This is a genomic window from Micromonospora sp. NPDC005163, from assembly GCF_053599835.1.
This window is the reverse complement of the sequence record NZ_JBSFYP010000004.1, coordinates 192,307-209,072: the sequence shown is the minus strand read 5'-3', so window position 1 is coordinate 209,072 and position 16,766 is coordinate 192,307. Positions and strand designations below refer to the sequence as shown.

Sequence of the window (16,766 nt, the reverse complement as noted above, 5' to 3'; positions counted from 1 at the left end):
CGCGCCGCCCCCGGCCCGGTCGGGCCGGATGGTGGGATCACCCGACCCGGCGTGGCGGCCCGCCCGATACCCTCAAGGGGTCTGACACGCGCCGCCGGCCCCGGTTCCGGCGGCGTCGGCACGCTCAGGGTCACTGGGAGGGAGTGCACCGTCGTGGCACTCGTGGTGCAGAAGTACGGCGGGTCCTCCGTCGGCAACGCCGAGCGGATCAAGCGGGTGGCCGAGCGCATCGTCGCCGCCCGCAAGGCCGGCGACGACGTGGTGGTGGTGGTCTCCGCGATGGGTGACACCACCGACGAGCTCCTCGATCTGGCCAACCAGGTCAGCCCGCTGCCACCGGGCCGCGAGCTGGACATGCTGCTCACCGCCGGGGAACGGATCTCCATGGCGCTGCTGGCCATGGCCATCCACAACCTGGGGTACGAGGCACGCTCGTTCACCGGCTCGCAGGCTGGCGTGATCACCACTTCGGTGCACGGCCGCGCGCGGATCATCGACGTCACCCCCGGGCGGCTCAAGGGCGCGCTCGACGAGGGCGCGGTGGTCATCGTGGCCGGCTTCCAGGGCGTCTCGCAGGACACCAAGGACGTCACGACGCTGGGCCGAGGCGGTTCCGACACCACGGCCGTCGCGCTCGCCGCCGCGCTGCGCGCCGATGTCTGCGAGATCTACACCGACGTCGACGGCATCTTCACCGCCGACCCGCGGATCGTGCCCAACGCCCGGCACATCCGCCACATCACGTACGAGGAAATGCTGGAACTGGCCGCGTGCGGCGCGAAGGTTCTGCACCTGCGTAGCGTGGAGTACGCCCGGCGGGCGGGGTTGCCGATCCACGTCCGTTCGTCATACTCGACCAACACCGGCACGATGGTCACCGGATCGATGGAGGACCTTTCCGTGGAGCAGGCACTGATCACCGGGGTCGCGCACGACCGCAGCGAGGCCAAGATCACAATCGTCGGGGTGCCCGACGAGCCGGGTGCCGCCGCGCGGATCTTCGACACCGTCGCCGGCGCCGAGATCAACATCGACATGATCGTGCAGAACGTCTCCACCGAGGGCACCGGCCGGACGGACATCTCGTTCACCCTGCCCAAGACCGACGGTCCGACCGCGATGGCCGCGCTCAGCAAGATCCAGGAGCCGGTCAAGTTCAAGGGCCTGCTCTACGACGACCACGTCGGCAAGGTCTCGCTGATCGGCGCCGGCATGCGCTCGCACCCCGGTGTGGCCGCCGGCTTCTTCGCGGCCCTCGGCGCGGCCGGGGTCAACATCGAGATGATCTCCACTTCCGAGATCCGGGTCTCCGTGGTCTGCCGGGACACCGACCTCGACGCCGCCGTCCGCGCCATTCACGACGCGTTCGAGCTGGGCGGCGACACCGAAGCCGTGGTCTACGCGGGGACGGGTAGGTAGCGCCGATGACGGCGCTGCCCACCCTCGCCGTGGTCGGAGCGACCGGTGCCGTCGGCACCGTGATGTGTGAGCTGCTCACCGGGCGTCGCAACGTCTGGGGCGAGATCCGGCCGCTCGCCTCGGAGCGTTCGGTCGGGCGGCGGGTGCGCTGCCGGGGCGAGGAGCTCGTCGTCCAGGCGCTGACCCCGGAGGCGTTCGACGGCGTCGACGTGGCGATGTTCGACGTACCCGACGAGGTCTCCACCGAATGGGCGCCGGTCGCCGTCGCCCGTGGCGCGGTCGTGGTCGACAACTCCGGTGCCTTCCGGATGGACCGGGACGTTCCGCTGGTGGTTCCGGAGATCAACCCGGAGCAGGTCCGCAACCGGCCCCGGGGCATCATCGCGAACGCCAACTGCACCACCCTCGCGATGATCGTCGCGGTCGCCCCGCTGCACCGCGAGTACGGCCTGCGGGAGTTGGTGCTCGCCTCCTACCAGGCGGTGTCCGGGTCCGGTCAGGCCGGCGTGGACATCCTCCACGACCAGCTCGTCAAGGTCGCCGGGGATCGCTCGCTCGGATCCCGCACCGGCGACGTACGGCAGGCGGTCGGCGACGACGTGGGTCCGTTCCCGGCGCCACTGGCGCTCAACGTGGTGCCCTGGGCCGGCTCACCGGCCGACGGCGGCTGGTCGTCCGAGGAGATGAAGATGCGCAACGAGTCGCGCAAGATCCTCGGGCTGCCCGACCTGAAGGTCTCCGCCACCTGCGTCCGGGTGCCGGTGGTGACCGGCCACTCGGTGGCCGTGCACGCGGTCTTCGCCACCGAGGTGGACGCCGAAGGTGCCCGCGAGGCGCTGCGCAACGCCCCCGGGGTGATCCTGGTCGACGACCCCGCCGCCGGTGAGTTCCCGATGCCGATCGACGCCGTCGGCACCGACCCGTCCTGGGTCGGCCGGATCCGCCGCGCCCTCGACGACCCGCGCGCCCTCGACCTCTTCATCACCGGCGACAACCTGCGCAAGGGTTCGGCCCTGAACACCGCCCAGATCGCCGAACTCCTGGCCAAGGAACTGACCGCCTGAGCCGGCCCGTCCGGCCCTCCCGCCCGGACGAGCCGGGAGCCGGGTCAGGCGGCGGCCAGGTGGACGCCGTCTCTTCCCTGGCGCTTGACGGCGTAGAGGGCCTGGTCGGCGCGGCGGAGGGTGAGATCGGGCGACTCGCCGGGGCGGGGTAGTGCCACGCCCACGCTGATCGTGCGGCCGGTCCGCCGAGCCGCCTCGGTCAGCCGCTCGGCGATCCGGACTGCCTCCTCCGGGCGGCTCACCTCGATCACCGCGACGAACTCGTCACCGCCGATCCGGTACAGCTCGTCGCCGTGCCGCAGCGCCCCCTCCAGCGCCCGGGCCAGGCCGACCAGCACCCGGTCGCCGGCCTGGTGGCCGTACGTGTCGTTGACCGTCTTGAAACCGTCCACGTCGATCGCGAGCAGGGCCGTACGGCCAGGGGTGGCGGCCGCGATCCGCTGCCCGAACGGGCCGGTGTGCCGCAGCCCGGTCAGCGGGTCGGAGCTGGCCTGTTCCAGTAGCCGGGCCAGCGTGCGCAGCCGGTCCAGGCTGGTCCAGGCCTGCCGGGCGAGCAGCTCCATCAGACTGACCGTGGTCGGGTCGGGGCGCAGCAACCGCTCGTCGGCGACCAGCAGTAGCCCGCCCGCGTCCGTCGGCCCGACGGGAACGGCGACCAGCGTGCGCACCCCGGCCCGGGTCAACGGCCGGTAGTCCTCGGTCGGTGGCTGACCCGCCTCGCCCAGCGTGTACCCGGCGCCGTACCGGTGCGCCCGGTCGACCATCCGACCGAGCGCGGCCGGACCCGCCTCGGTCAGCTCGGCCCGGATCCGGGTCTCCAACTCGCCCGGGACCAGCGGCGACGGCCGCAGGAGGGCACCCTCCGGCCCGGCGATCAGCAGCACCGCGGTGGAGAGGGTGGAAACCTCCCGGGCGGCGCAGCTCGCCGCGCCCATCAGCTCCCGTTCGGTCGGCGCGGACGAGAGCGCGGCGGCGTGCCGGAGCAGCTTCTCGCTGCGGCTCTCCGCCGGCGGGCCGCCGAGCGCGACGATGCGCGCACCGAGCCGGGCGGCCAGCCGCTGCGCGGTCTCCCGCCACGGCTCCAGGTCGACCGGCCCGCTCCACTGCAGGTCGAGCACGCCGATCGCCCGGCCGGACGGATCAAGCACCGGCACGCACAGCTCCGCGGTCACGTCCGGGCGCACCGGCAGGTAGTCCGGGTCGGCGGTGACGTCCGGGACGACGGCCGCGACGCCGGTCGCGTACACCCGGCCGACGATCCCGGTCCCCGGCGGCACGGTGGCGAAGACCTGCCAGGCGCCGGTCGCCGCGACGCAGCGCAGCCGGTCGTGGACCTGGAGCAGCACGGAGATGGTCGCCGGGGTGTAGCGGGACAGCGCGGTGACCGTCCACCGGCAGGCCTCTTGCGCGCTCGACGCCATCGGCAGGCGGACGGTGACGTCACGGATGACTCGCTGATGATCCACTCGCACGTCGTTCCAGGTCGGGGAGGGGCCGGCCGGCGCCAAGCCACACGATCAAGCGTACCCACGGTCGCCCGGAGCCGGCCGAGCTTCGTACACATGTGCCATCCACAGGCTGTGGACGCAGCCTGTGGGCGGCGCGGGCCCCCGGACGGCGCCGGGCGGCGATAGCGTGGAGCCTCCGGCACCCAGGAGGCGGGCCATGCTCATCGCCCAGCTCAGTGACCCCCATCTGACCACCGGCGTGCTCGCCGCCGAGCGGGCCGCCGGGCTGCACAGCGCGCTCGGGCGGGTGCTCGCGCTGCGGCCTCGACCGGACTGCGTGGTGATCACCGGCGACCTGGTCGACCACGGCCGACCCGACGAGTACGCGGTGCTCCGCGAGCTGATCGGCCGGTTCCCGCTGCCGGTGCACCTGGTCGCCGGCAATCACGACGATCGGGAGTCCCTGCTCGACGCCTTCGGCGGCACGCCCTGGCTCGGCGGCGGATTCTCCGCCTACTACCACGTCGACCATGCGGCGGCGACCGTCGTGGTGCTCGACTCGCTCATCCCCGGCAGCGACGGCGGCCAGCTCGGCGAGGAGCAGCTCGGCTGGCTCGACGGCGTGCTGGCCGGCCGGCCCGAGGTGCCCGCGGTGGTCTGCCTGCACCACCCGCCAGTCGCGGTCGGCATTCCGGCGGCCGACGCCGTCCGGCTCGCCGACGGGGACGCGTTGGCCGAGGTGATCGGCCGGCACCGGCACGTCGTGCGGGTCGCCGCCGGGCACCTGCACCGCCCGGTCACCACGGGGTACGCCGGCACCGTGCTCACCGTGGCACCCAGCACCTGGCGGCAGAGCACGCTCACCATGAGCGCCGACGAGCTGATCGGCTGGGTCGCCGAGCCGACCGCCTTCCTGCTGCACGCGGTAGAGCCGGGCGGCTGCGTGACGCACACCGTGCAGGTGAGCCACTCCGCCGGCCAGACGTGCGGCTTCTGAGCGCGCCCGTCGTGGTCGACGCTGAAGAGCGGCTGGTCTGGTACGTCGCCTACGGCTCGAACATGCACGCCGCCCGGCTGGCGTGGTACATCGACGGTGGCTGCCCACCCGGTGGGCGGCGGACCTACCCGGGCTGCCGGGACCGCCGTCCACCGAGCCGGTCGGTGCCGGTGTCGCTGCCCGGCGGGATCTACTTCGCCGGGGAGTCCGGCGCCTGGACCGGCGGGATGGCGTTCTACGACCCGCAGCTGCCGGGCGTGGCCGCCGCCCGCGCCTACCTGGTCACCCTCGAGCAGTTCACCGACATCGCGGCGCAGGAGATGTACCGGCCAGCAGGTCACGCCGCCGACCTGACCCCGGCGACCGGTGCGGCGATCGACGCGGCCGTCGCCGACGGGCGAGCCACGCTCGGCCCGGGGCGCTACGAGACGCTGGTCTGCCCGGGCCACCGCGCTGGGGCCCCGATGCTCACCTTCACCGCGCCGGAGCCGGCGTCCGCCGTGCGCTGCCGTCCACCGGCGCCGGTCTACCTCAGCATGATCGCCCGTGGGCTGCACGAGTCGCACGGCTGGCCGGCCGAGCGGATCGTCGGCTACCTGGCACGGCGCCCCGGGGTCGCGGACGGCTGGCCGCCCGACGCCGTGGCGGCGCTCGTAACCGAGGCACTCGCCGTCGGGTGACCGCCGCGCGTCGTGGACCGCGTCCTTTCTGGATTGCGGCGTCGTCAACGGACGCTCAGGTCGATCCCGTCGGCCGCCCCTCCGGGCCGTCCGGTGCATTCGCGGCTCCGATGTGCTCGCCGGGTCGACCGGTGGGCTTCTGGATGAGAGGCTGTCCGGGCGGGCGGCGATCCCCACCGCCGGCATCCGCGATCGACCCTTCCGACGGCGTCGGTCGGCGGCCCGGTCGACCCACAGTCCGGGCACCGCACGCGCCGATTCTCACGAGGAGTTCCATGTCCATCCCCGGGATGCGTCGGGCCGCCGTCGGCCTGACCGCGCTCGCGCTGGCCGCGTTCGGCGCGGTCGCCACAACCCCCGAGCAGGCGGACGCGAGGCCGAAGCCGGTCGACGTCACCCTGCTGGCCCTCAACGACTTCCACGGCAACCTCGAACCGCCGAGCGGCTCCAGCGGCACCATCGCCGGGCAGGCCGCGGGCGGCGTCGAGTTCCTGGCCACCCACCTGGCCGAGCTGCGCGCCGCCGCCAAGAAGAAGAACACCATCACGGTCGCCGCCGGTGACCTGATCGGCGCGTCCCCGCTGCTCTCCGCGGCGTTCCACGACGAGCCGACCATCGAGGCGCTGAGCATGGCCGGCCTGGACTACGCCAGCGTCGGCAACCACGAGTTCGACGAGGGCGCGGCCGAGCTGCTGCGGATCCAGAACGGCGGCTGCCACCCGGTGGACGGCTGCGCCGACGGCACCCCGTACCGGGGCGCCAGCTTCAAGTACCTGTCCGCGAACGCCTTCAAGACCGCGACCGGCAAGCCGCTGATGGCGCCGTACGCGATCCACAAGGTGCAGGGCGTCAAGGTCGGCTTCATCGGGATGACCCTGGAGGGCACCCCGGAGATCGTCAGCCAGCAGGGCGTCGCCGGCCTCACGTTCGCCGACGAGGCGGTCACCGCCAACCGGTACGCCCGCGAACTGCGCCGCAAGGGCGTGGAGACGATCGTCGTCCTGCTGCACGAGGGTGGCACCCAGGCCGCGACCGGCGGTATCAACGACTGCGTCGGCATGACCGGCCCCATCGTGGACATCGCCAACCGGATGGACCCGTCGATCGACGTGGTGGTCAGCGGGCACACCCACCAGGCGTACAACTGCGACATCAACGGCAAGCTGGTCACCAGTGCCAGCTCGTTCGGCCGCCTGGTCACCGACATCGACCTCAAGATCGACCGTCGGAGCGGGGACGTGATCTCCGCCGCGGCGAACAACGTCGTGGTCAGCCGGGACGTCGCCAAGGACCCGAAGCAGACCGCTCTGATCGACCGGTACAAGACGGTGCTCGGCCCGGTCGCCGACCGTCAGGTCGGCGAGACCACCCAGGCGATCACCCGCGCCCAGGAGACCCTCTTCGGTACGACCATGGGCGAGTCCGCGCTGGGCAACGTGATCGCCGACGCGCAGCTCGCCGCCACCGACGACGAGCAGAGCGCGGTCGCCGCGTTCATGAACCCGGGCGGGGTGCGAGCCGACCTCGACGCCGGACCGGTCACCTATGAGGAGGCGTTCACGGTGCAGCCGTTCGCCAACAACCTGGTGACGCTCGACCTGACCGGCGCACAGCTCTACTGCGTACTCGAGCAGCAGTTCGTCACCGGCCGCACGCTGTACCCGTCCGCGACGGTCGGCTACGTGGTCGACCCGAACGGCACCACCGGCACCGCCGCCGACCCGTGCGTCGGCACCCGCGTCGTCCGGGGCAGCCTCACCTTCGGTGGCACCGCGGTCGACACCGCCGCCACCTACCGGGTGACGGTGAACAACTTCCTGGCCGGGGGCGGCGACGGGTTCAGCGCCCTCACCGGCGGCACGAACCTGGTCACCGGGCAGATCGACCTGGACGCGTTCGTGGCGTACCTGACCGCGCAGTCGCCGGTCTCCGCTCCGACGCTGGACCGGATCCGCACCACCGCCGAGGTCCCCGCCGCCTGACGGGCGACCCCGCGACGATCGGGCCCCGGAGCATCCGCTCCGGGGCCCGACCCGTTCCGGAGTACGACGCCACGGTCGCGGGCGCGGGGCGTGGTCAGGCCGTGGCGGGTGTCGGCTCGGGGGAGGTTGCGCCGGTCGTGACCCGGCCGTCCTGCTCGGGGGTGAGCAGCCGGCGCAGCGAGAGCGCCACCAGGGAGGCCACCAGGCAGCCGCCGACCACCACCGCCACCCAGACCATGCCGTTCGCGGCACCGATGAGCGGGCCGGCGGTCACCGGACCGATCACGCCGCTGACTCCGAAGATCATCGAGCTCATGGCGTTGTACCGGCCGCGCAGCTCATCGGTGGCCAGCGCGTTGGTCAGCGCCGGCATCACCGGCGACAGCATCGTCTCGCCGAAGCCGAAGATCGCCGAGCAGGCCACCACGCACAGGGCGGCCACCAGGGCGTTTCCGGTGCTGACCAGGCCGGCCGCGCCGAGAACCAACCAGGCGGTGGCGAACACCGCGCCGACCACCGCGAGCGCGGCGGTGCGGCTGCGCCCCTCGATCCGGCGGATCACCAGCAGCTGGGCGAGCACGATCATCACGGTGTTGGCCGCGAGCGCCCAGGCCACCACCCGGGGGCTGACCTCGGCGACCCGCACGGCGTACGCGGCGAAGCCCACCTCGATCTGGGCGTACCCGCATGTGGTGAGGACCAGTCCGAAGATCACCAGCCGGCGGAACGGGCGGTCGCGGAGCACGGTCAGGTAGCCGCCGGCCGACGGCTCGCCGCCCGTCCGACGTTTGCCGAGGCGGTGGCCGACGCCCGGCAGGGTGAGCAGGATCAGCGCCGGCATCAGGTAGCTCACCGCGTCCAGCAGGTAGATCACCTGGAAGGTGCCCGGCCGGGCGGTGTCGATGATCGCGCCGGAGGTCATGCCGCCGATACCGATGCCGAGGTTGAGCAGGGCGAAGTTCAGACCGAAGACCCGCTGCCGCTCGCCGTCGTCGGTCAGCGAGGCGAGGATCGTGTTCTGCCCGGACCAGATCGCCGAGCTGCCGATCGCGATCACCGTCATCACCAGCAGGGCCGAGCCGGTCGAGTGGACCAGCGCCAGTGAGCCGGTGCCCACCGCCTCGACCAGCAGGCACGGCACCACCACCCGGCGGGCGCCGAACCGGTCGATCAGTGTCCCGCCCAGCGGCGACAGGGCCAGGGTGACCGCGCCGTACCAGCCGATCACCAGGCCGGCGCGGGTGTCGGTGAGCCCGCGCACGTCGGTCAGGTAGATGAACAGGAACGGCAGGGTCAGCCCGCGCCCGATCGCCGACAGCAGGGTGCCGAGGAGGATCCGGCGAGCTTCCGAACGGCGGGGCAGGGAGCGACGCAGCATGTCCGGCATTCTGTTCGCCGGGTGTGACGGTTGGCGAACCGATTACGGCGCTCCCCGCGCACGAGGCGGCGGGTCCGTGACGGAGCCCACGCCCCGGTCCGTCCAGCCCGGCGGCACGCACGGTCGGTGCGGATGCCAGCCGTCGGTGTGCTCTGCCATGCTGGCGCCGTGAGTGTGACCTGGCGACACCTGCCCGCACCGGCCCGTGAGATCGCCGTCGCCGCCGGCGAGGCCGTCGCCGCCGCACAACAGCGCGACCCCACGGCGTACGAGGCGGCCGTGCAGCGGCTCACCGGTGCCGACCGGTCCGGCCTGGTGCTCGGCGCGGCGGTCCGGCTGCTGTTGGAGGAGACACATCCGGACGGGCTGGACGGCGACGACGTCCGCCAGGTGCTGGAGGCCTGCGTTCGCTCGGCCGCCGGCTGGCTTCCGGAGGTCGACCCGCACGTGGTGCTGGTGCTGCTCGCCGGGGCGCTCGGCGTGTACGACCCGGGCGACGACGACAACCCGCCGGGCCCGGCGGCGGTCGCCCGGCACGCCCCGCTACTCGTCGCCGACCTGCTGTCGACCGCCGGCCGGCCGCTCGACGGCTACCTGGCCACCGCGTTCGCCGAGATCGAGCGCACCGAGCGGCAGGACTGACGCCACGCCCGATCCGGCTACCCCCGGGTCATGCCGGCTCGGGCGCCCGCTGCGCCACCACCTCCAGGTACTCCGCCGGGATCCGTACCGTGCCGTCGCTGGCGCGGTTGTGCGTCCGGGCAAGCTCCACCAGGTCGGCGTGCAGTTGCGGGCGCCGCTCCTCGGGCAGCGCCTCGAACGCCTTCAGCGTCGGCCCGTAGTTGGCCCGGAAGAAGTCCGCGAACTCCTCCGGGGTGCCGAAGCGGAAGACGAACTCACGGCGTACCGCCCGCAGTTCGCCCACGGACCCGCCCAGCAGCTCGCGGACCCGGCCCTCGTCGCCCCACTGGACCGGCGGGCGTAGCCCGGCCGGCGGCGGCACGTGGCGCCCGACCGTGCGGAACAGTTCGCCGATGAATCCCTGGGGCGTCCACGACGCCAACGCCACCGTGCCGCCGGGTCGGCAGACCCGGAGCAGCTCCGCCGCTGCCCGCTCCTGGTCCGGCGCGAACATCACGCCGACGACGGAGAGCACCGCGTCGAAGGAACCGTCGGGGTACGCCAGCCGCTCCGCGTCGCCGGTCACGAAGGTGACCGGCAGCCGCTCCGCCGCCGCCCGGGCGTGGCCACGCTCCAGCAGTTCGGGTACGTAGTCGACGCCGGTCACCACGCAGCCGCAGCGGGCGGCGGCGATGGCGGCGTTGCCGGTGCCGGTCGCCACGTCCAGCACCCGGGCGCCGGCCGGCAGGTCGGCTGCCGCCACCAGCCACTCGGCGATCGGGTGGATGAGCGCGGCGACCGCGCCGTAGTCGCCGCTGGCCCAGGTCACCTGCTGGCGTGCCTTCACAGCGCTGAGATCGAGTGCGGTGGTCATGTGGTCCCCCCTCGGACGGATCGTTGTGCCACCGACGCTAGGTGGGGCGCTGCCCCGGGGGATCGGCAGAAACACCTATTTTGGCGGCACCAGGCCCTGCCGGCGGGCCGCCGCGGCCGCCTGACCGCGGCTGGGCACGGCGAGCTTGTCCAACACCGCCGACACGTGGTGACCGACGGTCCGGGTGGAGAGCGACAGTCGGGCCGCGATCTCGGCGTTGCTCAGCCCCTCGGCGAGCAGCGCGAGCACCTCCCGCTGCCGGGCGGTCAGGCCCGTCGGGTGTGCGGCCGTCGCCGGGCGCGGCCCCCGTGGCACCCGGGCCATCCCGCGTCCGCGCAGCTCGGCCCGGAACCGCCGGGCCACGGCGACCGCACCAAGCCCGTCCAGGATCCGCAGCGCCTCGCCGGCCGCCAGGTCGTCGCCGCAGGCCAGCGCCTCGGCCCTGGAGTACGGGCAGCCGAGCTGGTGCCACTCCTCGGCCGCACCGGCCCAGTCGCCCTCGATCAGCCGCCGGTACGGGGACGCCAGCGCCCCGGTGTCTCCGACCGGCTCCCCGGCCCGCCACAGCCAGTACGCCAGCTCCCCGGCGAACCACGGTTGCCCGGCGTCGACCGCCAGCCCGTGGACCCGGCGCAGCTCGGCGGCTGCCCGTGTCGGCTCGCCGGCCAGCCAGTGCCGTTCCGCCAGCGCCGCGGCCACCGGCACGACGAACTGGAGTTCGCGGCTCTGCGCGGCCCAGCGGGTCGCGCCGTCCAAGTGGTGTGGCCCGGCCCGGCCGCCGCACCGGGCGTCCAGCCGGCTCAGCGTGACCAGTGCCGGGGCCAGACTCGCGCCGGGCTGCTCGGTGCCGCTCAACGCCTGCTCGGCGTCGGCGCGGGCGCCGGACCAGTCTCCGGTGGCCAGCCGCAGCCGGGCGCGGTAGCCGAGCAGATGGCGGGAATACCCGTCGAGGTCCCGGGTGGTGGTGAAGCGCAGCGCGCGATCGAGCGCCTCGGCAGCCGGCGTCAGCCGGTGCCAGTCCACCGACACGGTGGCGAGATTGACCAGCGCGCGGGCCGCGTGGTCGTCGAGGTGGTGGGCGGCGGCCAGCGTGTGCCCGCGTTCCAGCTCGATGACCCCGGCGACGTCGCCGCGTTGAAGGCGCGCCGAGCCGACGTTGACCAGCGCGTGGGCCTCGGTCTCCACGTCGCCGAGCCGTCGGGCCAGCTCCCGGGCCCGGCCACCCCAGTCGATGGCCCGGTCGATGTCGTCACCGAGCATGAGCAGCTGCGACATGTTGCTGTACGCCATGGCCAACTGCACGCCGGGGGGCGTGGACTCCAGCACCTGGACCGCGCGGGTGCCCGCCGCCCGGGCTGCCGTGCTGTCCCCGGTCCACCAGGAGAGCCGGGACACCCAGCGCAGGTTCTCACCGATCCGCAGCGGCTCGCCCTCGGCCTCCCGCAGGGCCAGCGCGTCCCGCCGTGCGGCGAGCGCCTGCGCGCCCAGCCCGGCCAGATATGCCGCGGTCCCGTACGCCTCCAGCAACGCGGCACGGCGTGGCGGCGGCAGACCCGCGGCGTGCGGGAGCGCGACGGTGTAGTGGTCCGCCGCCTGCCGGTGCGCCCCCGCTCGGCTCGCCCGCTGCGCCGCCACGGGCGCCCAGCGCAGAACCGCCGTGGGATCGTCAGCGTGGTGCGCGTGGTGCACCAGCCGGGCGGCGTCGACGTCGGCCCGTGGCGTGAGCCGGGCCAGCACGGCCGCGTGCAGCGCGGCCCGGCGCACCGGGGACAGTGACTCGCGCACCGCCCGGCCCAGCAGCTCGTGCCGGAACGCCACCCCGTTGCCCGCCGGCACCAGCACGCCCCGGTCCAGGCTCTCCTGCACGGCAGCCGGCGGATGATCGACCAGCAGGTACGGCTCGGCCCGGGACGGGACCACCGAGACCAGGGCGGCGACCTCCCGCGCCGGCGGCGACAGCGCGGCCAGCCGGGCCAGCACCAGATCGCGTACGGTCGGCGGCACACCCGGACCGGTCGCGGCCAGCACCTCGGTGACCAGCAGCGGGTTGCCCCCGGTGGCCTGGTACAACCCGCCGGGGCGCGGCCGGCGCGGCGGGCCAACGCCGCGACGGCGTCCGTGGACAGGGCGGGCAGCGGCAGCCGGTGGACCAGCGGCCGGGGCAGGCCGGCGAGCACGCCGTGCAGCGGATGCTCCGCTCCGACCTCGTCGTCGCGCAGGGTGAGTACGAGCAGCGCCGGGTGGCGTGCCAACCGTCGCCCCAGGTACGCGATCAGGTCCAGAGTGGCCCCGTCCGCCCAGTGCGCGTCCTCCACCACCATCACCGCCCGGCGCCCGGGCCGGGGACCGGTCAGCTCGTCGAGGAGCGCGTCAAACACCGTGCCGCGGCGTTCGGCCTCCGCCGCCGCGTGCAGCGCGGTCAGTCGCTCCGCGAGTACGCCGCCGACCTGACGGGCGATGTCGTGCAGTGGGCCGAGTGCCCGGGGCGTCAGCAGCGGGTCGCAGCTGCCCCAGAGCACCCGGGCACGTGGCTCGGCCGTCGCCGCGAACGCGTTGACCAGGGCGGACTTGCCGGCACCCGCCTCGCCGGCGACGAGCGCGATCGCGCCGCCGGGGGAGGCCAGCAGCCTGTCCAGGGTGGCGAGCGCGTTTGCGCGCTCCAGCAGCTCCATCACGGTCGATGCTAGTCAGCAGGGCGCCCGGCCGGTGTGCGGCGGAGACCCTCGACGTGGTCAACCGACAACTCGGCGTAGGCCTGCTCGACGACGGTTGGCTCCGGACGGGGGCTGAACCCTCGTCCGGCAGCGGCTCACTGCTGCCGCGCGCCTGCGGGGGAGCCGAGCGCCGGGGCGCGTTCGAAGATGTAGTAGACGGGGACGCCGGCGATGATGGCCAGTGCCACCGGCGGGCTGACGAAGGCGGCGGCGATCGCGGCCAGATACAGGATCGATGCTGCCCCGAATCGCAGCCGCGCCCTCCAACGGATCCCCGCCGGCACGGGCTGGGGGAGCCGGCCCGGCCGCAAGGTCCATTCGAAGATCCCAGCGAAGCTCAGCCCCATCCCCAGGAAGGCAGCCGCATACAGAGTCACCGCCACCTGGGCGTCCTGCCCGCCCAGGGCGAGGTACTTGGCCACCGTCGCCGTGTCCACCGGGATCAGAACCACGAACAGCAGCAGGATGAGGTTGAGGAGGGCCAGGGTCCGGTCGATGACGACGAGGTTGTCGATGAGGGCGTGGTGGTTGACCCAGATCAGCCCGATCGTGGCGAAGCTGATCAGGTAGGCGACGAATGAGGGCCAGTGTTCCGCGACCTGATGCAGGAGCGGGCCATGACCCGGGCCGGCCACCGCCAGATTCAGCGCGAGAAGCGTGATCGCGACCGCGAAGACCGCATCACTGAACACCTCCAGCCGGGTTCGGCTCACCCGACAGTTCTACCGCACCATCCGGACGTGCCGTGGGCGTTCAACCCGGGTCACAACGGCTTTCCCCGCTCGGCCGGCCAACCGCATGTCGCCGTGACGTCGTCAGCCGAGCACGTCCGTGTAACCCCGTTCCAGGTACACGGTCGACCATGACATACCGCCCGCTGCGGAGTTGGCACCGTAGCCCCTGGCCAGCAACTCCCCGGTCTGCGGGTCGAAAAGCAGATATTCCCTGCCCCAATCGCCGGGGCTCGGCTGGGGACCTCGGCCGAGGTCGGCTGACACCACGATCCCGGTCCGTCCTGCCGGGTCAGTCTGCTCATCGCGACAGGTCACCCCCTCCGTTCCGGCAAGGAACCGCAGCAGCGCAACCCGATGCGCGAAGTCCACGACCCGCTCGTTGTTCAGCTCCGCGACGCTGACAAGCACGTGCGATGGCCCGTTCTCCCGCGCCTGGTACAGCGCCTGGCCCATTGCCGCGGGTTCCGCCGCCGGCAGTGGCAGGACGCTGAAGTCTCCGGGGCGCAGGTCGTCCGTGTCGGAACCCTCCTTCGGGATCATGTCTGGGTGCTCAGCGTAGAAGTTCCGTGATGCTTCGTCCGGATAGGTCGCTGCTCCTCGCACGATGCGAATGCGTCCCGAGCCGTCGGCCGCGAGCCACCGCGACGTCTCCTCGCTGAACAGCACACTCACCGACTGAGTGCGGCTACCCGGTCGCAGTCCCGAGCTGCCGCTCTGCCCCCTCCGGTGCAGGTACTCATACCGTCCGGCCTTTCCGTCGTACGACGTGGCCCGCATCCGGTCCGCGATCGTGCTCAGGCAGTGGGCCGGGACGCCAGCGGCACCCGGAACGATCGGAGGCTGGGATGATCCGGAGGGCCCGGCGGTGGGCCGGAGGACCGTGACCGTCATTGCCGCAACGGCGATTACGGCGAAGGCCGCCCCGACGGCAACGAGTCGCCGCGCCCGCCGAGCAGGTACCACCTGGTCGTAGGACGTGACGTCGTTGCTGGCGAGCCGCAACACTTCCTCGACGTCACCGGCCCCCACCTGGATCCCGCGGGCCGGGTCAGCGGCCTCCAGCAGTTCACGCACTCGCTTGTTCATCGCGCTCCTCCCAGCTGGCCGTCGAGTAAGGGGGTCTGTTCGGACTGTTCCCGGAGCATCTCGGTCAGTCGCCGTCGAGCCCGGTGCAGCCGCACTTTGGCCGTGGCTGCACCGCAGCCCAGGACCAGTGCCGCCTCGCTCAGCGATGACTGCTCCCAGCCGACCAGCCGCAGGATTTCCTGATCGTCGTCCGACAGCCGGCTGAGCGCCGCGCGCACATCGACCAGCCGCAGGACGCCGTCATGACGGTCCAACGCGGCAGCTTCGGTCAGCTCCACGGGCGGCGGTACGGCCCGTTGGGTACGCCAATGGTTGGCCAACAGCCGACGAGCGACCCCGTACAGCCAGGGCAACGTCCGCGCCGGCAGTTCCGACCGGCGCCGCCAGGCCACCAGGAACACCTCCTGGGCAAGTTCCTCCGCCGCCGTCAGGCCGTCGAGTCGCCGCAGTCCGTAGCGCACGACGTCCGGATAGTGCCGTGCGTAGATCCCGCGGAACCAGTCGGCTCCCCGGGCGTCGACTTCCCTCATACCCCTACTTGTGTCGGTCGGCGGCCGGGGGTTACAGGACCGGACCGTATCCGCTTGCCCGCGTCGCTTGCTGCCTTCTCGCTGCTTCCGGCAGGACAGTGAGCGCCGGAAACGAATCAAGGCCCCTCGGTGGAGGGGCCTTGACCTTTACCTCTGGTCGGGGTGGCCGGATTCGAACCGACGACCTCTTCGTCCCGAACGAAGCGCGCTACCAAGCTGCGCCACACCCCGAGGCGTGCCGACAAATAGTAGCCCACCCGTCCCGATGGTCAAACTCGGTACCCCCGGGGGGCGGATCTTGACGGCGGGACGCCGGGACGGCGCGGGCGCGCGGGTCAGCGGGGGATCAGGGTGAGGATGGTCGCCTCCGGGGGGCAGGCGAAGCGGACCGGAGCGGTCGGGTGGGTGCCCAGGCCCGCGGAGACGTGCAGCCAGGAGTCCGAGCCCGGCCACCGGTGCAGCCCGCGCGCCATCGAGCGGGGCAGCCCGCAGTTGGTCACCAACGCCCCGACGCCCGGTACGCGGACCTGCCCGCCGTGGGTGTGCCCGGCCAGCAGCAGCCCGAAGCCGTCCGCGGCCATCCGGTCCAGCACCCGTGGTTCGGGGGAGTGCGCCAGCGCGATGGACAGGTCCGCCGAGGATGAGACCCGGCCGTCCACGGCGCCGTAGTCGTCCCGCTCGATGTGCGGGTCGTCCACGCCCACCAGGTCGATCTGCCGGCCGCCGGCCTTGAGCATGGTGCGGGCGTTGTTCAGGTCCAACCAGCCGGCGCCGGTGAACACCTGGCGCAGCTCCTCGTAGGGCAGGTCGACGCCCTCGGTGTACTCCCGGTCGGGCAGGAAGTAGGTGAACGGGTTCTTCCACACCGGCCCGGTGTAGTCGTTGGAGCCGAACACGAAGGCGCCCGGGTAGTCCAGCAGCGGTTGCAGCGCCCGCAACACCCCGGGCACCGCGCCCGGGTGCGCCATGTTGTCGCCGGTCACCACGACCAGGTCCGGGTCGAGGGCGGCCAGCGACGCCACCCAGCGCTGCTTGCGCGCCTGGTCGGGCATCATGTGCAGGTCCGACAGGTGCAGCACGCGCAGCGGCTCCGCGTCGGCCGGCAGCATCGGTACGTCGTACCGCCGCAGGGTGAACATGTTGCGCTCGACGAGTGACGCGTACGCGAGGGTGGCCGCTCCAACCGCGGCGGTTCCGGCGGCGAGCCGGAATAGTGTGCGCTTTCGCATGCCGTTCAGG

The 16,766-nt window shown here is 73.0% G+C and carries 14 protein-coding genes, 1 tRNA gene and 1 pseudogene; 6 read left to right on the top strand and 10 right to left on the bottom strand.

Annotated elements, in window-relative coordinates:
- Window positions 1-153 precede the first annotated feature (153 nt).
- Both ACWD6N_RS05835 and ACWD6N_RS05830 read left to right on the top strand, forming a co-directional pair.
- Entirely contained in the window at window positions 154-1,419 is a 1,266-nt protein-coding gene (locus ACWD6N_RS05835; RefSeq protein WP_354963369.1) for an aspartate kinase, read from the top strand.
- Window positions 1,420-1,424: 5 nt separating this feature from the next.
- Window positions 1,425-2,483 carry an aspartate-semialdehyde dehydrogenase gene (locus ACWD6N_RS05830; RefSeq protein ID WP_387324077.1) on the top strand — a complete coding sequence of 353 codons (1,059 nt, stop codon included), beginning with the start codon at window positions 1,425-1,427 and terminating at the stop codon, window positions 2,481-2,483.
- 44 nt (window positions 2,484-2,527) lie between these two features.
- Here the strand turns inward: ACWD6N_RS05830 and ACWD6N_RS05825 are convergent, their stop codons facing one another.
- Window positions 2,528-3,904: a GGDEF domain-containing protein gene (locus tag ACWD6N_RS05825; protein ID WP_387324615.1), complete on the bottom strand. Its 1,377-nt coding sequence runs from the start codon at window positions 3,902-3,904 to the stop codon at window positions 2,528-2,530.
- Between the two features lie 244 nt (window positions 3,905-4,148).
- On the opposite strand from ACWD6N_RS05825, the gene ACWD6N_RS05820 reads away from it, so the two are divergent.
- The 3 genes from ACWD6N_RS05820 to ACWD6N_RS05810 all read left to right on the top strand — a co-directional run bounded on the left by ACWD6N_RS05820 (window position 4,149) and on the right by ACWD6N_RS05810 (window position 7,590).
- Window positions 4,149-4,928 (top strand): phosphodiesterase, encoded by a 780-nt coding sequence (locus ACWD6N_RS05820; RefSeq protein ID WP_354963372.1) that lies wholly within the window; start codon window positions 4,149-4,151, stop codon window positions 4,926-4,928.
- 11 nt (window positions 4,929-4,939) lie between these two features.
- Entirely contained in the window at window positions 4,940-5,608 is a 669-nt protein-coding gene (locus ACWD6N_RS05815) for a histone deacetylase (RefSeq protein ID WP_387324080.1), read from the top strand.
- A 275-nt stretch (window positions 5,609-5,883) separates the two neighbouring features.
- The gene (locus tag ACWD6N_RS05810; RefSeq protein WP_387324083.1) at window positions 5,884-7,590 is read left to right on the top strand and encodes a bifunctional metallophosphatase/5'-nucleotidase; all 1,707 of its coding nucleotides are present in this window, start codon (window positions 5,884-5,886) and stop codon (window positions 7,588-7,590) included.
- Between the two features lie 94 nt (window positions 7,591-7,684).
- Here ACWD6N_RS05810 and ACWD6N_RS05805 read toward each other — a convergent pair whose 3' ends face one another.
- On the bottom strand, window positions 7,685-8,968 hold the full coding sequence (locus ACWD6N_RS05805; RefSeq protein WP_354963375.1) for an MFS transporter: 1,284 nt from the start codon (window positions 8,966-8,968) through the stop codon (window positions 7,685-7,687).
- 168 nt (window positions 8,969-9,136) lie between these two features.
- On the opposite strand from ACWD6N_RS05805, the gene ACWD6N_RS05800 reads away from it, so the two are divergent.
- Entirely contained in the window at window positions 9,137-9,610 is a 474-nt protein-coding gene (locus ACWD6N_RS05800; protein WP_387324086.1) for a hypothetical protein, read from the top strand.
- 28 nt (window positions 9,611-9,638) lie between these two features.
- On the opposite strand, the gene ACWD6N_RS05795 is transcribed toward ACWD6N_RS05800, so the two are convergent.
- The 8 genes and pseudogenes from ACWD6N_RS05795 to ACWD6N_RS05760 form a co-directional block, all read right to left on the bottom strand.
- Window positions 9,639-10,463, bottom strand: coding sequence for a class I SAM-dependent methyltransferase (locus ACWD6N_RS05795; protein ID WP_387324089.1), 825 nt, complete (start codon window positions 10,461-10,463; stop codon window positions 9,639-9,641).
- Window positions 10,464-10,538: 75 nt separating this feature from the next.
- Window positions 10,539-12,533, bottom strand: a complete 1,995-nt coding sequence (locus ACWD6N_RS05790) for a LuxR C-terminal-related transcriptional regulator (protein WP_387324092.1) — start codon at window positions 12,531-12,533, stop codon at window positions 10,539-10,541.
- Window positions 12,534-12,748: 215 nt separating this feature from the next.
- A pseudogene (locus tag ACWD6N_RS05785) lies at window positions 12,749-13,135 on the bottom strand (ATP-binding protein); the annotation flags it as partial.
- Window positions 13,136-13,272: 137 nt separating this feature from the next.
- On the bottom strand, window positions 13,273-13,890 hold the full coding sequence (locus ACWD6N_RS05780; protein ID WP_387324095.1) for a TMEM175 family protein: 618 nt from the start codon (window positions 13,888-13,890) through the stop codon (window positions 13,273-13,275).
- 102 nt (window positions 13,891-13,992) lie between these two features.
- Complete coding sequence (locus tag ACWD6N_RS05775) at window positions 13,993-14,997, bottom strand: CU044_5270 family protein (RefSeq protein ID WP_387324098.1); 1,005 nt, start codon at window positions 14,995-14,997, stop codon at window positions 13,993-13,995.
- Complete coding sequence (locus tag ACWD6N_RS05770) at window positions 14,994-15,527, bottom strand: RNA polymerase sigma factor (protein WP_387324101.1); 534 nt, start codon at window positions 15,525-15,527, stop codon at window positions 14,994-14,996. The genes ACWD6N_RS05775 and ACWD6N_RS05770 overlap by 4 nt, the downstream gene beginning before the upstream one ends.
- A 154-nt stretch (window positions 15,528-15,681) precedes the next feature.
- Window positions 15,682-15,758, bottom strand: a tRNA-Pro gene (locus ACWD6N_RS05765).
- Between the two features lie 104 nt (window positions 15,759-15,862).
- The gene (locus ACWD6N_RS05760; RefSeq protein ID WP_450004523.1) at window positions 15,863-16,756 is read right to left on the bottom strand and encodes a metallophosphoesterase; all 894 of its coding nucleotides are present in this window, start codon (window positions 16,754-16,756) and stop codon (window positions 15,863-15,865) included.
- Window positions 16,757-16,766 lie beyond the last annotated feature (10 nt).